This is a genomic window from Planctellipticum variicoloris (assembly GCF_030622045.1).
GTDB lineage: Bacteria > Planctomycetota > Planctomycetia > Planctomycetales > Planctomycetaceae > Planctellipticum > Planctellipticum variicoloris.
Genome location: NZ_CP130886.1, coordinates 2,291,666 through 2,308,396, shown reverse-complemented (window position 1 = coordinate 2,308,396; position 16,731 = coordinate 2,291,666). Strand labels below are relative to the sequence as shown.

11 protein-coding genes and 1 rRNA gene are annotated in these 16,731 nt (G+C 62.2%); 4 read left to right on the top strand and 8 right to left on the bottom strand.

The annotated features are described in order from the left end of the window. Nucleotides 1-48: 48 nt before the first annotated feature. A complete protein-coding gene (locus SH412_RS09015; RefSeq protein ID WP_336523178.1) occupies nucleotides 49-1,551 on the top strand; it encodes a hypothetical protein in 1,503 nt (500 codons plus the stop codon). Between the two features lie 36 nt (nucleotides 1,552-1,587). Next, nucleotides 1,588-2,811: a DUF1444 family protein gene (locus SH412_RS09010; protein ID WP_336523177.1), complete on the top strand. Its 1,224-nt coding sequence runs from the start codon at nucleotides 1,588-1,590 to the stop codon at nucleotides 2,809-2,811. 85 nt (nucleotides 2,812-2,896) lie between these two features. Here the strand turns inward: SH412_RS09010 and SH412_RS09005 are convergent, their stop codons facing one another. Further along, nucleotides 2,897-4,078 carry a type III PLP-dependent enzyme gene (locus tag SH412_RS09005; RefSeq protein ID WP_336523176.1) on the bottom strand — a complete coding sequence of 394 codons (1,182 nt, stop codon included), beginning with the start codon at nucleotides 4,076-4,078 and terminating at the stop codon, nucleotides 2,897-2,899. Between the two features lie 723 nt (nucleotides 4,079-4,801). Further along, a complete protein-coding gene (locus tag SH412_RS09000; RefSeq protein ID WP_336523175.1) occupies nucleotides 4,802-5,866 on the bottom strand; it encodes a DUF1570 domain-containing protein in 1,065 nt (354 codons plus the stop codon). A gap of 125 nt (nucleotides 5,867-5,991) precedes the next feature. Between SH412_RS09000 and SH412_RS08995 the strand changes: the two genes are divergently transcribed. After that, entirely contained in the window at nucleotides 5,992-7,284 is a 1,293-nt protein-coding gene (locus SH412_RS08995; RefSeq protein ID WP_336523174.1) for a hypothetical protein, read from the top strand. Nucleotides 7,285-7,479: 195 nt separating this feature from the next. Here SH412_RS08995 and SH412_RS08990 read toward each other — a convergent pair. The 6 genes from SH412_RS08990 to SH412_RS08965 all read right to left on the bottom strand — a co-directional run bounded on the left by SH412_RS08990 (nucleotide 7,480) and on the right by SH412_RS08965 (nucleotide 14,888). Beyond that, nucleotides 7,480-9,016, bottom strand: a 16S ribosomal RNA gene (locus SH412_RS08990). 519 nt (nucleotides 9,017-9,535) lie between these two features. Continuing rightward, entirely contained in the window at nucleotides 9,536-10,384 is an 849-nt protein-coding gene (locus tag SH412_RS08985) for a radical SAM protein (protein WP_336523173.1), read from the bottom strand. An 83-nt stretch (nucleotides 10,385-10,467) separates the two neighbouring features. After that, nucleotides 10,468-11,472, bottom strand: a complete 1,005-nt coding sequence (gene ilvC, locus SH412_RS08980; protein WP_336523172.1) for a ketol-acid reductoisomerase — start codon at nucleotides 11,470-11,472, stop codon at nucleotides 10,468-10,470. A 113-nt stretch (nucleotides 11,473-11,585) separates the two neighbouring features. Beyond that, nucleotides 11,586-12,125, bottom strand: a complete 540-nt coding sequence (ilvN, locus tag SH412_RS08975; protein WP_336523171.1) for an acetolactate synthase small subunit — start codon at nucleotides 12,123-12,125, stop codon at nucleotides 11,586-11,588. 249 nt (nucleotides 12,126-12,374) lie between these two features. Continuing rightward, on the bottom strand, nucleotides 12,375-12,719 hold the full coding sequence (locus SH412_RS08970; protein WP_336523170.1) for a hypothetical protein: 345 nt from the start codon (nucleotides 12,717-12,719) through the stop codon (nucleotides 12,375-12,377). A gap of 162 nt (nucleotides 12,720-12,881) precedes the next feature. Further along, the gene (locus tag SH412_RS08965; protein WP_336523169.1) at nucleotides 12,882-14,888 is read right to left on the bottom strand and encodes a serine hydrolase; all 2,007 of its coding nucleotides are present in this window, start codon (nucleotides 14,886-14,888) and stop codon (nucleotides 12,882-12,884) included. A gap of 365 nt (nucleotides 14,889-15,253) precedes the next feature. Between SH412_RS08965 and SH412_RS08960 the strand changes: the two genes are divergently transcribed. Continuing rightward, the gene (locus SH412_RS08960; protein WP_336523168.1) at nucleotides 15,254-16,645 is read left to right on the top strand and encodes a DUF1501 domain-containing protein; all 1,392 of its coding nucleotides are present in this window, start codon (nucleotides 15,254-15,256) and stop codon (nucleotides 16,643-16,645) included. The last annotated feature ends 86 nt before the right edge of the window (nucleotides 16,646-16,731 follow it).

Genomic DNA, 16,731 nt, shown 5'->3' with positions numbered 1-16,731 from the left:
GAAATGGCACCGGTCGACGGCAGCCTGAGCGGACGGGAGTGCAGCGCGATGCGAAAACTGGGAATCGTCTGGATGTGGGCGGCGTGGGCGGCGTGGGCGGCGTTCGGCCTGACCGGCGGAGCGAGCGGCCAGGATGAAGTCTCGCCGCTGCTGAAGGCGATCCCGCGGGACGTCAACGCGGCCAGCGTCATTCGCGTCCGCGGACTGCTCGACAGCCCCCGCGGGACGCGCGAGGACTGGGAGGGCAAGTCGCGCGAGCAGTTTCTGGCTGGCGCGGCGGTGCTGCCCCCCGCCGCGGAGGTGCTGATTCGAGCCTCGCACCTGCATCCCGGCCAACCCGACGGCTCCTGGTCGGTGGCGCTGCTGAAATCGGCCGTACCGATCAACATGCAGCAGATCGCGGAACGGGAAAAGTCGACGGTTCAGGATCTGCACGGCTCGCCCGCCGTCCTGTCGCCGCGCAACTGCTATTTCGTCAAACTCGAAGAGACGCTGATCGGCGTGGTCAGTCCGGCATTCCGGCAGACGACCGCGCGGTGGGTCCAGGAACTGCATTCGCAACAGCAGCCGGAGTTCTCAACTTATCTGCAGGAAGCCCTGACGGATTCCAGGCCGCAGGTCATTCTCGCCGCCGATCTGCAGGATCTGTTCGAACCCGACTTTCTGAAAGCCCGGGTTGAAGCGGCGCCGTCGCTGAAGGGCCAGACGGCGGTTCAGGCCCGGCTGTCGCAGGTTCTGGGCGGCTTGCGGGGGATCCGCATGGCGATCCACGTCGAGGATCTCACCATGGCGACGTTGCGACTCGACTTCGACGCCCCGCTCCCTCCGGAAGCGACCAGGCTCAAAGGGGTCCTGCTGGACGTCATGGCCGACGCGGGTTCCGCCATCGAGGAATTCGAGTCTGCAGACGGCGTCGTCATCGGCAGTTCGTTTCAATTGACGACGGAGCTGCCCGACGAAGCTTTACGGCGGGTAGTGTCATTGATTACGGCGCCCCATCCGGCAGCGGCCAGCGCGACCGTGGAAGTCGCGAACAACACGCAGCGAGGAGCCACCGCCGAATCCCGCCGGTATTTCCAGGCGGTCAACCGCTGTCTGGACGACTTGCAGAAAGCCTCGCGCAAATCGGGCGATCAGGCCCGGATCGCCACCTGGTTCGAAACATTCGGCCGCAAAATCGATCAGTTGCCGACGGCAGGCGTCGATCCGGAACTGCTGGCCTACGGCGGATCAATGAGCGCCAAGCTGCAGGCGCTGGGGGCTTCGCTCCGCGGCGTGCAGATCGAAGTCAATGCCCTGCAGCAGGCGGTGACCTATAACATGCACTTCCAGCCGGGCCAGGTGTCCGCCGGCTGGTGGTCGGCCGGCTATCAGCCAAATTCCTACAATGTGACCAGCAACCTTGCGGACGTCCGCGAGAAACAGGCCACTGCCGTGGCGAGCGGCGCCAAACAGCGGGCGGAGGTCTGGTCGATGATCTCCCAGGAACGGGACAAGGTCCGTCAGCGGATGATCGAGAAGTACGGAGTCGACCTGGCTGTGGGCCGGTGACGCAGCAGACAATCGACGCAGCACGGGAATCGCCAGATGGGCTGGCTCGACTTTCTCTTCCGGTCGCCGTCTCGAGATGGTTTCGCCCGCCAGGTGTTGCGCGGGTTGCGGCGAGCCGGCGACAGGCGGCGGGCCGAGTACCAGCCCGACGAGTTTCGCATCCAGTTCTTTGACGACGACGGCAAACCCGGCGGCGCGTGCAACCTGCACAACGTCTTCGCCGAACACTGCGAGCTGCCGCGCTCCTTGCGCCGGAAGCATCTGCAGAACGTGATCCGGGGCTCGCTCTCCTACCTGAAGGAACTGCCGGAGGACTTTGACTCGGCAAGGCACGACCTGCGCCCCGTCGTGCGCCCCAGGAGTTTCTACGAACTGACGCTGCGCCAACTGCAAAGCCGGGCGGAAACGCCCACAACCGCCGCCTACCACCTGCTCGGCGACCACCTCGCCGCAGGACTGGTCTACGATCTGCCGGAGAGTATGCGGACGCTGTCCCGGGAAGACCTGGAAAGCTGGGGCGTCACGGAATTCGAAGCCTTCGAAGCCGCGGTCGATAATCTGCGCGAAGCCGGCATGACCGGTTACGCAAAGATCGGCAATGGGACTTACAGCCTGCTGGCCGGGGACTGCTACAACGCGGCCCGTCTGCTGCTCCTGGATTTCATTCGCGAGCTGGAGGTCTCGGGAAATCCCGTGGTGATTGCATCGCACCGCGACTCGCTGCACATCACGGGCTCAGACGACGCCGACGGGCTGGCGGTGATTGCGAAACTGGCTCTCAAGGACCTGGATTCCGCCCGGCCGCTGTCGGGCATTCCGCTCTGCCTGATCGGCGAGAACTGGGAGACCTGGTTGCCGCCGGACGACCACCCCGCGGCAGCCGACTTCACCCTGCTGGAAATTCGCTCGCTCGCCGAGGAGTACGGCTGCCAGAAGGAGATCCTGGAACGCGACAACGAGCAGGAGGGGAACGACATTTTCGTCGCGTCCTACGAAGGAATCCGGAAGTCCGACTCGGGAGAGGTCATCAGCTACTGTCTGTGGATCGAAGGGATCGACTCCCTGCTGCCGCGAACGCGTCAGGTCGTGCTGATGTCAAACGACGGCCAGACCGCCTTCGGGGCGACGGACTGGGATCGGCTGCAGACGCTGGCCGGCGACCTTCTGGAAGGCGTCGAGGACGCGTACCCGCCGCGCTGGCGGACTCTGGGTTTCCCCGATGCCGAAACGCGGGCTGCCCTGGAGTTGCGCCCGCTGTGACCCGGCTGATTGGATGCCCTTCCCAATGCAGACGGCCCGGCCATTCTGGCCGGACCGCACTGAATTCCGACAGGGCGCACGGCGACTATTCGACGCTGATCTGCCTGGCCAGATCGAGGCCATTGAAGGTCGACGCGCTGGCGTTGGTGTAGGCCCCCATCGTTGGCACCAGCAGCAGTTCGCCGATATCCAGGTCCGGCAGGTCCTGATCACGGCAGACGATATCCGTCGAATCGCACGTCGGGCCCGCGACTACGCAGGGATAGGTCGGACGGACCATCGCGTCCTCCGCGAGGATCGGGAAGTCGGTGTGATCGAACACCTTGCCCGAGAACGATCCGTAGAGGCCGTCGTCGATAATGTACTGCGTCGAACCGTTCGGACGGACCGACTTGCCGATCACCTGCGTCACCAGCGTGGCGGAGTTCGCCGAGATCACGCGTCCCGGCTCGGCAATGATTCGAACCGGCAGGTCGCCGAAGTGCGATTCGAGCGACTGCTGAACCACGTCGCAATAGGCTTCGAGCGTCAGGACCGACTCTCTGTACGGGGCCGGCATACCGCCGCCGATGTCGAGTACCTCCAGTTCGATGCCGCGCTCGGCCGCCTGGTCGAAAATGCTGCGGGCGATCCGCAGAGCCGTGTCGTAGTCGTCGGGTGACGTGGTCTGCGATCCGACGTGGAATGAGATGCCGTTGACCCGCATTCCCAGTCGACGAGCCTCTTCGAGCAGCCGGACCGCCTCGGCGGGAGCGCAGCCGAACTTCGCCGACAGGTTAATCAGACTCGAGGCGCTCGTCATCGCGATCCGCAGCAGCAGCGTCACGTCCGGCGTCTGTTCGTGCATCTTGCGGAGTTCGGTCGAGTTGTCGTAGACGAACCACCGGAGTCCGGCGTCGTAACAGGTCTTCAAATTCGTCAGGGTCTTGCAGGGATGCGTGTGAAGCATTTGCGAGGGAGTAAAACCGGCCGCCAGCGCGGCCTGCAATTCGCCCACCGAGCAGACGTCGATGGAGCACCCGGCCTCGCGGAGCGTCGTCAGGATCGTCGCGTTCGGATTCGACTTCGCCGCGTAGAAAAACTCGACGCCGGGCAGCCCCCGGCAGAGGAGATCGTAGTTCTGACCGACGACGGAGCGGGAGAAGCAGAGTAGCGGCGTTCCATGTTCGGCTGCGAGGTCCTTCGCCTGTGCGAAGCCCACGACCGGTCGGGCAGAACGATAAATTGAGACTTCGCGATCGACCGCAGATTCCAGAATAGTCGCCATGGAGAGACTGACTCCGTCAGAAGCCCGTGGGGGGATTCAGTGAAAGTGAAGAGATTCGGCGCGTTCATTCGCGCACAAATCGTCGCCCAGCGTGGAAAGTGATCACGTCCAGTCGGATCACCGGAGACGGCCCGCCGGTTACGGGCACTGGCATCACCGCATGAGATGAGGCGTTCTCGCTGTCGAGCGGAGCCATTCTTGGGCCAGAGCGGAATAAAAGCTCGCGGCCAGTGCGACATCGCGAGCGAGACCGGTGAAGGTGCTCAGCAGGCTGCGGCATTCGGTAAAAAGCAGCGGAAGTGATGCTGCGGGTAGACGGGAGAACGGCAGCAACACCAGGCGCGACGACGTCATTCGCAGCCAGAAACGGCGAAGCGGAACGAAAACGCCCCTCTCCCGGTCGTTCATCGCCCAGTTCCAGCACGGCGAATGTCGAGTGTCGTCAGCCATAACGGTGCATGATTCCTCCCGGACCGCCTCGCCCGCACGCCACGCCAGAGTTGGCGGGATTCTAGGATCGTGCGGAACACACGCCAAGAGCCGATCCCAAGAAAATGCGAGCTATCGAACGGATCAGGAGGCGTCGATCCACGCCCGTTTCGACTCTGTTCCTGGAAACGACTCCCGCGCAGTTCGGAAGTTCTGGCCGCCCTGCGGCATGCCCGGACAGTCGTTAAAATCGGCGCAAACTGCCGCGCAACTTGAGCCAGCTTGCCCCGTCGACTAGCGGCCGAGCTGGTCGATAAACCGGCGAAACTCGGCGTCCAGCACGCCGGTCGGCGTCGAGAAGACCGCTCGAAAGTCCTTAAGTCGGTCCTCGCCGGAGTAGTCGGCCGTCGGGTCGCGGGCCGCGATTCGCCGCAGATACTCCGAGTAGCGGGCCGCGCGCGTCTCTGCCAGAAAGAACGATAGCGCCCAGGCTTCGCTGTAGGCGTCCAGGGGCGATGCGCGGAAGGGCGCGTCCGACCGCACCAGCTCTTCCAACGCATTGTCCGGGCGTTTCGGCAGGTACGTCACGCTGAAGTGCCGCAGCCGGGAAAGATTGGCTCGATCACGGGTGCGATCGCCCTGCTGACGGCGGCGGAACGACGCATTCTCGAAAACTTCCGCCAACCCTTCGACGACCCAGCGCGGGCTGACCCCGATGCGAGAATGGACGCCCAGATTGAATGCGAGCTGATGGGTGGCTTCGTGAATCACTGTTGCATCGATGTCGGATGCGACCGGCTGCTCGTACAGCGCCACCCGGTTCGACGCGCTGAGGTAGACGCCCACGACCGGACCGGCGAGTCGTACCTGCTCCTCTCGGCAGTACTCCAGAAATTCTTCCCGAGTGGCAAAGCAGATCGCCGCCAGCGGAAACTCCGGTTCGCCCAGCTTGAATCCGCGAGTGCTGAAATACAGGCGAAAATCTCGATACAGCTCGTCAAAAATCGTGGCGTAGCGTTCGGCCATCCCGGCGCGGCCGGCAACGACGTATGGGCCGGACCAGGCGACTCGATAGCGGTCCCCGAATTCGCGGGTCAGCGCGGATTTGGTCTCCGCCGCCGATGCCGGCCGAAAACTTGCTCCCAACTCGCGGTAGTCGGAAACCCAGTCGACGGGAAATTGCTCCAGCCTCCCGTCACGGCCCTGGAACCAGACGCGTGAGGAGTTGCTGGCGACCACTCGCCCGGTGTACTCGCGGCCGCGCACGGAGATCTGAAGTGCAGGATCGTCGGCCGTTGCGGTCGACGGAACCACGCAACTCAATAGCAGACCCGGCAGGACGCGCCAAAATGTTCCCATGACACAAGCCTAGCTCGTCGCGGCCGACTGGCAGGCCGACGGCGAAAACAACCAGTCGCCGTGGAACGTTACGACCGCTACACTGAGACTGAAGGCTCGCAATTCACGCAGTGAAGGGCAAAATCATGGCTCGCCTGGTCCGGAGTTGGCTTGCGGCGATGCTGGCGGGATTGGCCGCTCCGGCGCTCGGAGGACCAACGCCAGAACTGCAGGAGCAGGTCAGGGTTGCGATCGCGGGACTGGCATCGCCCCGACTGGCCGAGCGTCAGTCCGCCGAACAGCAACTGACGGACCTCGGACCGCCGGCGCTCCCCTATCTTCCGCCGCTCGACCTGGTCGAGTCGGTCCCGGCCCGCGAAGCTCTCCGGCGGACGCGCATCCACCTGGAGAAGCAGTCCGCCAAAGACTCTCTCAGGCCGCTCCTGATTACGTTTCAGGGACATCAGACGGTTGATGGATTTACCCGGGAACTGGAACAGCAGTCCCGCGTCAAAATTCGGCTTTCTGAAAAGCTCTCAACCGCACCCGCCACGCAGCCGTTCAGCAACAAACCCCAGCCATTCTGGCGGGCGCTGGATTCGGTGGCGACTCTGGCCGAGGGACGCTGGCGGTTCGCCGACGAAGAGGAGGTTCTCCAGATCGACCCCGCAGGGAAGGATCTGGCGTCAATTCCCGCACCGGAGAGCTGGAAGACGTCTCCTGAGTCCTTCATCGTCCGCTTGGTCGAATTCGAGAGCAAGAAGCTGGAGTCCAGTCAGCTCCTGCGATTCCAATTGGGAATTGCCGCCGAGCCCCGACTGCGCCCCCTGCTCTTTACGCACGCCGCAAGCGATCTTATTGCGACCACCGCCGACAACGAGCAGCTTCACGCCTGGAACCCCGCAGCCCGCTATGAAACGGCGGCGGGGGTTGCGAGCCGGGAGTGGCCGATTACGACAGAGTTTCTGTTGCCGGAAAGCCGCCGCACGACGGCCATCAGCCTTCAGGGCGAGATCGCCGCCCTGGTGGCCACCGGCCGGGAAACAATCGTGTTCGACAATTGGTGGAACGGCCAGCGAAGCTGGTTGCGGCGAGGCGGAGCGACGGCGGCGCTGGGCCGGGTCCGGATCACCCGCACTCCCGCTGGCACCGACGATGCGGAGGTTGAAATCACACTCGTCTACGACACTGACGCCCCGCCGCTGGAGTCCCACCAGCGCTGGGTCCTGCATCAGGCGGCCAGCCTTCGCACGGATGATGGCAAGTTGATTCCGTTTGCCCGCTCCGAGGTCTCCGAGGAGCAAGGGGGCGGAATGACTGTCCGGTACACGTTCGAGGGGATCCCCGACAGCCGGACGACCTCGCTGATCTATCAACCTGCGACGGCGCTGCTGAGCGTCCCGATTCGCTTTCAAATCGCGGGCATCCCCCTGCCGTAAATACGGCCCCCTGCCTCCAGGCCTAGAAACACCAACAGCCCCGAAGAGCGAACTCTTCGGGGCTGCGGTTATTCAAGATGGCGGATGGTTCTGAGTGCTGCCGTTTTATGCGGCGAAAGTTATCTGTCAGATGGATTCTCCCATGCCTCGTGAGGGGCACAGGTCCATCCCGGCTGGTCGAGCCGAATCCTTTAGAAAGGAGGTGATCCAGCCGCAGGTTCCCCTACGGCTACCTTGTTACGACTTAGTCCCAATCACGAGTTTCGCCTTGGACGCCGTCCTCCTTGCGGTTAGACGAGCGGCTTTAGGCGCCCCCCGCTTTCGTGGCTTGACGGGCGGTGTGTACAAGGCTCAGGAACACATTCACCGCCGTATTGCTGACCGGCGATTACTAGCGATTCCGGCTTCATGCAGGCGAGTTGCAGCCTGCAATCCGAACTGGGGCACGCTTTTTGGGATTTGCTTGGCCTCGCGGCTTAGCGTCCCTCTGTACGCACCATTGTAGCACGTGTGCAGCCCTGGACATAAAGGCCATGAGGACTTGACGTCATCCCCGCCTTCCTCCGGCTTGACGCCGGCGGTCTCCTTAGAGTCCCCACCATAACGTGCTGGCAACTAAGGATAGGGGTTACGCTCGTTTAGCGACTTAACGCGACATCTCACGACACGAGCTGACGACAGCCATGCAGCACCTGTGCACGTTCCACCCGAAGGCGTGGCTCTCCTTTCAGAGAGTTAATCCGCACATGTCAAATCCAGGATAAGGTTCTTCGCGTTGCCTCGAATTAAGCCACATGCTCCACCGCTTGTGTGAGCCCCCGTCAATTTCTTTGAGTTTCAGCCTTGCGACCATACTCCCCAGGCGGAGCACTTAACGCTTTCGCTGCGAGCGGAAAGGCCGAAACCCCTCCGCTCCAGTGCTCAGTGTTTACGGCTAGGACTACCGGGGTATCTAATCCCGTTCGCTACCCTAGCTTTCGTGCCTCAGCGTCAGACAAGGCCCAGTGCACCGCTTTCGCCGCCGGCGTTCCTTCCGATATCTACACATTTCACCGCTCCACCGGAAGTTCCATGCACCCCTACCTCACTCAAGCACTGCAGTTTCAAGCGCCATTCCCCGGTTGAGCCGGGGGATTTCACACCTGACTTACAGCGCCGCCTACGCACCCTTTAAGCCCAGTGATTCCGAATAACGTTCGCACAGTTCGTATTACCGCGGCTGCTGGCACGAACTTAGCCCGTGCTTCCTCCGGAGCTCTGTCAAACACAGGGGATAGCCCCCGTGCACTTCATCCCTCCCGACAGCGGTTTACAACCCGAAGGCCTTCGTCCCGCACGCGGCGTCGCTCGGTCAGGCTTTCGCCCATTGCCGAAGATTCTCGACTGCAGCCACCCGTAGGTGTCTGGGCAGTATCTCAGTCCCAGTGGTGGGGGCCATGCTCTCACACCCCCTAGATATCGCAGCCTTGGTGAGCCGTTACCTCGCCAACAAGCTAATATCGCGTAAGCCGCTCCTCAGGTGGAATCTCACCTTTGCTGATCCGATAATTAAACCAGACCAGATCATCGGGTATTACCCACAGTTTCCCGTGGCTATCCCCGTCCTGAGGGTACGTTACCTACGTATTCCTACCCCGTTCGCCGGTGTCCCCCTTGCGGGTTCTCCCTCGACTTGCATGCCTAATCCACGCCGCCAACGTTCATTCTGAGCCAGAATCAAACTCTTTGAGAATTGTTTCCGAAACGCCTTGGCCGAAGCCGCGACGATCATGACAACCTGAGTTTGTCTGCCGGCCGTACGTTGGTCGCAACAAAAGTTGCGATTTGGTCTTTGCAGACGGTTTGTACGGCCAGCAACCGCATAATACGACAGCTGAATACTCAGAACCGATCCACCAAATTGTCAAAGAACAAGAACACCTGCCAGTGACGCGTGCGTCGCGGCGGGCGTTTCACCGTCGTGCGGTGAGAAAGAGATAATACCCGCTCAGAACGGGGCGTCAATGCACTGGCGATTCTTTTTTGAATTTGATCCGGTTCAAGCGTCCGAATCGCGGCCCGCCCGCCAGAACGCACGTGATCGCCGACGGCGGCAATGGGCGTCCGGTCAACGACTTACAACGCCGGACCGACCCCGAATCGAACAAAGCCACGGCCGATCCAAGGGCCGGACGTTCTCCCTGAGATCCAGCCTTCCAGAGACACTTGGTTTTCAGGACTTTCGACAACCCCAGTCGGATTGTTCCGACTGTTACGGAAAAACGGCGACCTTGAGCGAGGTCCGCTCTCTGACAACGGCGGCAATCTGCTCCAGCTCCGCCGCCGTCAGCGCAGTCACCGCCGCCTCCGCCGGACGCCGCGCCACCGTATAGATCTGCACCAGGGCGAGCCTCCCCCCGGCGGACAGGATCGCGTCCAGCCGGCCGGCATACGCCGCAACTTCTTCTGGAGAAGGCGGTTGGCCATTCAGCCTCAGGAACAGACTCTGAATCACCAGGGGCCATTCGCAGGCGACGTTGGTGATGTTGTCGAGGATCTGCTGAAACGGGATTACGGTCCGTTCGACCTGGCGGAAGTATCCCTCGGTTCCGGCGTCGAGCTTCGCCCAGATCTCTCCGTTGTTTTCGGCCAGGACTCGGAGCGCCCGCAAGCAGCCGGGACGGTGGAACATCGAAGCGTTCGTGATCAGGACCAGTTTGACGTCATCGAGGCGGCGGCGACGCTTGATCCCGGCGACTTCCGTCGCAATTAGATCGAAATTTCGGAACGTCGTCGGCTCCCCGTCTCCCGAGAACGCAATATCATTCAGCCGGCGCAGCTCAGCGGGCACCTGGCGGAACTTCTCGTCCGCGTATACGGCGCCCGACTCAATCAGCTCCAGCGTCGACTCCAGTTCCGCGAGAAGCTGTTCCGTGGCGACGAATTGTGTCTCAGATTCGCTGCGACGATCGACCTGGCAGTAGACGCAGCCGAAGTTACAGACTTTGTCCGGATTCAGATTGATTCCGACCGAGAGGCCGCCGCTTCGCCGCGAGAGGACGGGGTACACAAAGCGGCTTTCGCGCCAGGTCCGGGCGTGATCGGCATGCAGCGGCAGCATCGAACCTTCCCCCGTACTGACAAGCAGGCCCGGAGAGCGAACTCCCCGGGCCTGCAAATGATCCATTCTCGACTCGCCGCGGCTTAGAATTCCTTGGCGTTGATCCACTTCATCATCCGGCGGAGCTCTTTGCCCACCGTTTCAACCTGATGTTCGCGTTCGCGACGACGAATGGCCTTGAAGGAAGCCTGGTTGGCCTTGTTCTCCAGGAGCCACTCCAGCGCGAACTTGCCGGTCTGAATCTCATTCAGGATCCGCTTCATCTCCTTCTTGGTTTCGTCGGTGACGATCCGCGGGCCGCGGGTGTAGTCGCCGTACTCTGCCGTGTTGGAGACGCTGTAGCGCATGTAGTTGAGGCCGCCCTGGTAGAACAGGTCGACGATCAGTTTCAGCTCGTGCATACACTCAAAATACGCCATTTCCGGCTGGTAGCCGGCTTCGACGAGAGTCTCGAAGGCGGCCTTGATCAAGGCGCTCACGCCGCCGCAGAGGACGACCTGCTCGCCGAACAAGTCCGTTTCAGTTTCCTCGGCGAACGTGGTTTCGATGACGCCGCCCCGCGTGCCGCCGACACCTTTGGCATACGCCAGCGCCAGCTTGCGGGACGTTTCCGACGCCCCCGGCGACAGAGCGATCAGACAGGGGACGCCGCCCCCTTTTTCGTATTCGCTGCGGACGAGGTGCCCCGGTCCCTTGGGGGCGACCAGCGCTGCATCGTGCCCTTCGGGCGGCACGACCTGGCTGAAGTGGATGTTGAAGCCGTGGGAGCACATCAGCAGCGCGCCGGGTTTCAAGTTCGGCTTGATCTCGGTGCGATAAATGTCGCCCTGGACTTCGTCCGGCAGCAGGATATTGACCAGATCCGCCTGCTTCACCGCCTCGACAACCGAGAGGGGCTTGAAGTTGTGGCTGACGGCCAAGTCGTAGTTCTTGCTGCCGGGACGCTGACCGATGATGACCGTGCAACCGCTGTCCCGCAGGTTCTGGGCCTGGGCGTGGCCCTGGCTGCCGTAACCCAGGATTGCGATCGTCTTGCCCTTGAGCAGCGACAGATCGGCGTCGTCATCGTAATACACTTTCGCGGCCATCACGGTTCTTTCGTCAACAGGAACGGTTCAGACAATTGTGTCAGAGCGACAGGATCCACGACGAACCCGCGCCAGCAGCACTCGGGCATTTTCCGGCTGGAAAACCCCAAAATCTACGACGCAGCGACGGCCTCGTCATAGACGGGAGGCGGTTGCAGGGCCTGATCGACCGACAGCGACGTATGGCGGGCCAAGGCGATTCGCCCGGTGCGGACCATCTCGATAATGCCGAACGGCCGCATCATGTCGATGAAGGCGTTAATCTTCGATTCCTGGCCCGAGATTTCGATCATCAGATGCGCGAGATCCACATCGACAATCTTGCCGCGGAAGATTTCCGTCAGCTCATGCACCTCGGTCCGCGCCCCCTTGCCGGCGGAGACCTTGATCAGCATCAGATCCCGTTCGACGATGTCCTCATTCTGGAAGTCCGCCACCTTGACGACGGTCACGATCTTTTCGAGCTGCTTGCGAACCTGATCGAGCACCTTGTCGTCACCGGTCACGACGAACGTAATCCGGGAGAACTGGGCGTCTTCGGTCTCACCGACCGCAAGACTCTCGATGTTAAAGGCGCGCGAGGCCAGCATGCCGGAAATGTGCGCGAGCACCCCCGGCTGATTCATAACCATCGCGGACAGAACATGCTTCATGGCGACAATACTTCCCGGACGCCGGTCGAAGGAGCGACCCGACCCGGAACCGGGCGCTGGCAATCCGCCAGCGCCGCCCCTGGATTCCGCGGGCCGACCCGACGTTCAAACGGCGAGTCAAAGTGATGCGTGAGTCTAGTGACGGGGGCTGAGGGACACAAGCGCCCGCCGGCTGGAGACAAAGACTCGCGGAGGGTGGTTCGCGCCCGGCGAACAAACCGGGACTGATCTTGCATCACCCCAAGGCGTTCAGGCCGAATGAGTTGCAACGGGAACATCCGTCTCAACCGGCTGCGCCGCCAGCGCCTGATCCAAGTTCGGAAAACGGTCCCGATGCAGCCAGCGCTCCCACCAGCGAGCCGGGCGAAGGCGGGGATCGTCCACGGTCACCGTGTGGCGTTTTCCGCGGCGAGTGAGCAACAGCAGCTTGCCGTCGTCCAGAATCTCGCCGACCAGCCAGAATTTATCGACCTGGTAATGGTAGGTTTCCCCGTAGGGCGCGGGGTGAATATCGTGAGCGCGCGGCCCCGGTTCAGTGCTGAACTTGGTCACACTGAAAACGACCGGATCACCCAGTTTGTACGAGTTCCGCATCCCTGCCCTCCCCTTTCTTCAATACCGACCAGGAACAGGATTCGCTCACGACATCCTTAACAATACCCCACGTGGCCACGCTCGACAAGTTGTGTTTTGCATGAAGACCTGATGCCGGAAGAGGTTAGGCGACCGTCATCTGTCGCACAATTGCTGTTAACCCTATGGCGATGGAACTTGCGTCCACGCCCAGCGAAACAAGTTGCGAGTCTCAGCGTAACGGGCTTCGCTGGCGGCGGCGCCCAGAACGACAACGATCAGCTCGCGACCATTTCGCTCGCCGACCGAGACGAGACAAGCTCCAGCGGCATTGGTCGTTCCCGTCTTGACTCCCAGATAGCCATCCGTCCCCAGCAGACGGTTCGTGTTCTCCCATTTGACGTTACGGCGATACCCGCCCTTCCCCTCCACCCGGCACCCGTACTGGCGGCACTGGATAATCTGGCGAAATCGATCATCCTGCAGTGCACGACTTGTCAGCTTCAGCAAATCGGCCGCAGTCGACAAATGGGAATCTTCGGTCAGGCCGTGCGTATTGCTGTAAACCGTCGAGGTCATCCCCAGCCGGCCGGCTTCGCGGTTCATTTCTGCAATGAATCTCCCCAGAGGATCGTCCGGATCGGCGGCTCCCTCGGCCGGCGCAGAGCGCCCTCCGAGTGCTTCCCCCAGCGCCACTGAAGCGTCGTTTCCCGACGGCAGCATCAAACCGTACAGCAGATCGCGGACCGGCAGCTTCTCACCGGCCCTCACGCGCGCCGAACTGCCGATTGTCTGGTCGGCGCGGGCCGAGAAAGTCACTTCCTGATCGAGGAGAGTCGGATCTTCGGCCACCGTTTTCAGTGTCAGCCAGGCTGTCATGACTTTGGTCGTACTGGCAATGTGCAAGCGATCCGTTTCGCACTTGCCAAACAGGACGCCTCCGGTCGCAGCGTCCCCCACGCACCAGGCTTTGCAGGTCACAAAGGGAGGCCCGGCCGCCGGATCCGCCGGTTCCCTGGGCAGTTTTTCGCTGTTGATCACTTCCGGATCGGAAACCGGCGCGTCTTCCAGGAGCAACGAACCCAAGGCAGCCCACGACTCCGGGCCGACAACCCCCGTCTCCGGGAGGCCGGCCTGCTTCTGAAACGCCACAACCGCCTGCCGGGTGACGGCCCCGAAGTCGCCATCGATATTCAGATTCGGAGACGGCTGCAATCGGGCATTCAGCGTCCGCTGCAGCGCTTCGACCATCTCCCCCTGAGTGCCAAGCACCAGTTCTCCCGTGAATCCCGGGTCCGACAGGGGAGTCAGCGGCTGAAATCGCTGCCAGGCCTGTCGGGAAATCTCCGCCATCAGCACCACGGCGGCATTGTCGGCAGTCCAGCGCTTGTCCTGGTTCTCGGTCGTCAGGACGCAGATCGCAATCGCCCCGGCCGGAGAATCGATAATTCCGGCAACCGTTCGCGCATTGTTGACCGAGCCGGTTTTCATGGCGATCTTCGTCCCGGCCGGCAAATGCCGGGAGAGACGGTCTTTATCGTCGCAGGCGCGGAGATGTTCGAGCATCTCCCGACTCGCCTCCGGACTGACAACCTCCCCCTTCTGCAGTCTTTCCAGCAGGCTGATCATGTCGAGCGCCGTCGTGCTCCCCAGCCCGAACTGCTTGCTCCTTTCGGGCGCAATGGAAGTGTCGCCTCGAAAGACCTTGGCATGCAGACGGGTCTCCGGGAATCCCAGACTGGCCATCAGATTGGCCGTTGCTGGCAAGCCAATCTGATCGACGACCAGATTCGTGGCGGTGTTGTCCGAATACGCAATCATCAGCCGGATGGCGTCGCGCACGGAGAGCTTTGCTCCGGGCGAAAAATGGGGAGTCAGAACTCCGGAGCCGGGCGCCTTGTCCTCCGCCCGCAGCGTCAGTTCCTTCGCCAGATCGAGCTGGCCGTCGGCAGCGGCCTGATATGCGGCAATCATGACGGGGAGTTTGATCAAACTGGCTGTCGGCAACGGCTCCGCCGCGCGGTATTCGAAGCTGGCTCCGTTCTCGAGATGTCGCACGGCAACGGCGACCCGTCCCTGATGGGCGTCAATCAATGGGAGCAGTCGTTCCGAGAGACCGGGGTCATTGGCGGCTGAAGCGGTCGCGGCAAAAATCCACGCGATCGCGACGAACAAAGTTCCCAGTTTCACAGCGGTCGGCCCTCTATAAGCACCGGCGGCGCGAGGATTGCATTCGTTGCTGATGGAACGTATCGATCCTCGATCTCAAAACCGATCCAAGTCTAGCAGTTCCGTACGCAGAAGACACCGAATTCCAGGCCTGTGGGCTGACCCATGACTCACGCCCGAATCTCTGACGTCGCTCAAAAACCCGGCACGACTTGCCGTCGGAATGATCATTGCTCGATCTGCATCGCAGGCGTTTTCACGGTATGCAAATCTGTCGCCGACACGCAAAAGCTCCTGCGGCATTTGTGTGATTCCCCTTCCCACGCCAATCTCATGCACGTATTCTGATGCGTCGCGTACGTGCTGATTTCCCGAAGGAAGCGTCAATGACCTCGACCGCCCCGCGTCACGACCACCCGCACGCATTCATGAACTTCAACGCCCGCGAGCGCGAAGGGGTGCAGGTCTTTGGCCGACGGAGCGTTCTCAAAGCCAGTCTCGCCGGACTGGCGGGGCTCAGCCTGCCGAAGCTGCTCTCCGCCCGCGAAGCGACCCCTTCGACGTCCCGGCAGAAGAGCGTGATTTTGATCTGGATGACCGGCGGCCCCAGCCATATCGATACTTGGGACCCGAAACCGTTGGCGCCAAAGGAAATCCGCGGCCCCTTCGGAGTGATCCCCACCGCTCTGCCCGGCGTCCAGATGTGCGAATTTCTGCCGAAGCAGGCGGCCATGCTGGATCGCATGACGCTGATCCGCTCCGTCGACTGCCGGCACTCGAATCACGAACCGAACATGGTCATGCAGACCGCGAACCTTGCTGCCGAGCCGCGGGAGAACCGGGAGGCGGAAAAATTTCCGGCGCTCGCGTCACTGATCGCGAAGCAACGGGCCGCCCAGTCGCGCGAGCTGCCGCCTTACGTCGTGTTGAACATGAAATCTCGCTCCCATCTGGCGTGGGGGGGCTATCTCGGCAAGTCCTACGACCCGTTTGTGGCCAACGACGTCGGCAGCCTGTTTGCGCTCCCGTCTGGTCTGACGACCGAACGGCTGGAGACCCGGCAGTCGCTCTATTCCGACTTGGATCGGTTGCGACGGGATCTAGACCTCTCCGGTTCGATGGATGCCGTCGACCGGTTCACCCGGCAGGCCACGGACATCGTCCTCGGCCAGGCGGCGCGGAATGCGTTCGACGTTTCTCAAGAGTCGGAAGCGACTCGCCAGAAATACGGCAGCCACGAATGGTGCAAACAGGTGCTGCTGGCCCGACGGCTCGTCGAATCCGGCGTGAGCTTCGTGACCATCGATCTGAGCAACCACGGGGCCTCCGGCACGTGGGACACGCACGGCGACAATATTCCTCCCTACGGCGGCATCTGGAACGGCCTCCGTCCGCTGTTGCCGGTCTTCGACCACTTGATCACGACCCTGGTCGAGGACCTGGGCGAGCGTGGGCTGCTGGATGACGTTCTGGTCCTGGCGATGGGAGAATTCGGCCGGACGCCGCAGATCGGGACCCAGGGGAGCTCCGACGGTCGCAATCACTGGCCCGTGGTCATGTCGATGACCGTCGCCGGCGGCGGCCTGCGGCACGGTCAGGTGATCGGGGCCACCGAGCGAGACGGAGGAAACATCCTCGAACGCCCCGTCACTCCGGGCGATCTGGCCGCAACGATTTTCCGGCACATGGGCGTGCCGCAGGATCTGAGCTATCTCGACAATCGCGGCCGGCCGCGGCCCGTGATTGAGAACGGGGCGCCGATCGCCGAGCTGGGATAACGACTCACACCGGCGCTTCGCCGGACGAAGAGAAGACATCTCACCGAGACGCGGAGAAAACCGTGAGAAAGTCGAACACACTGGTT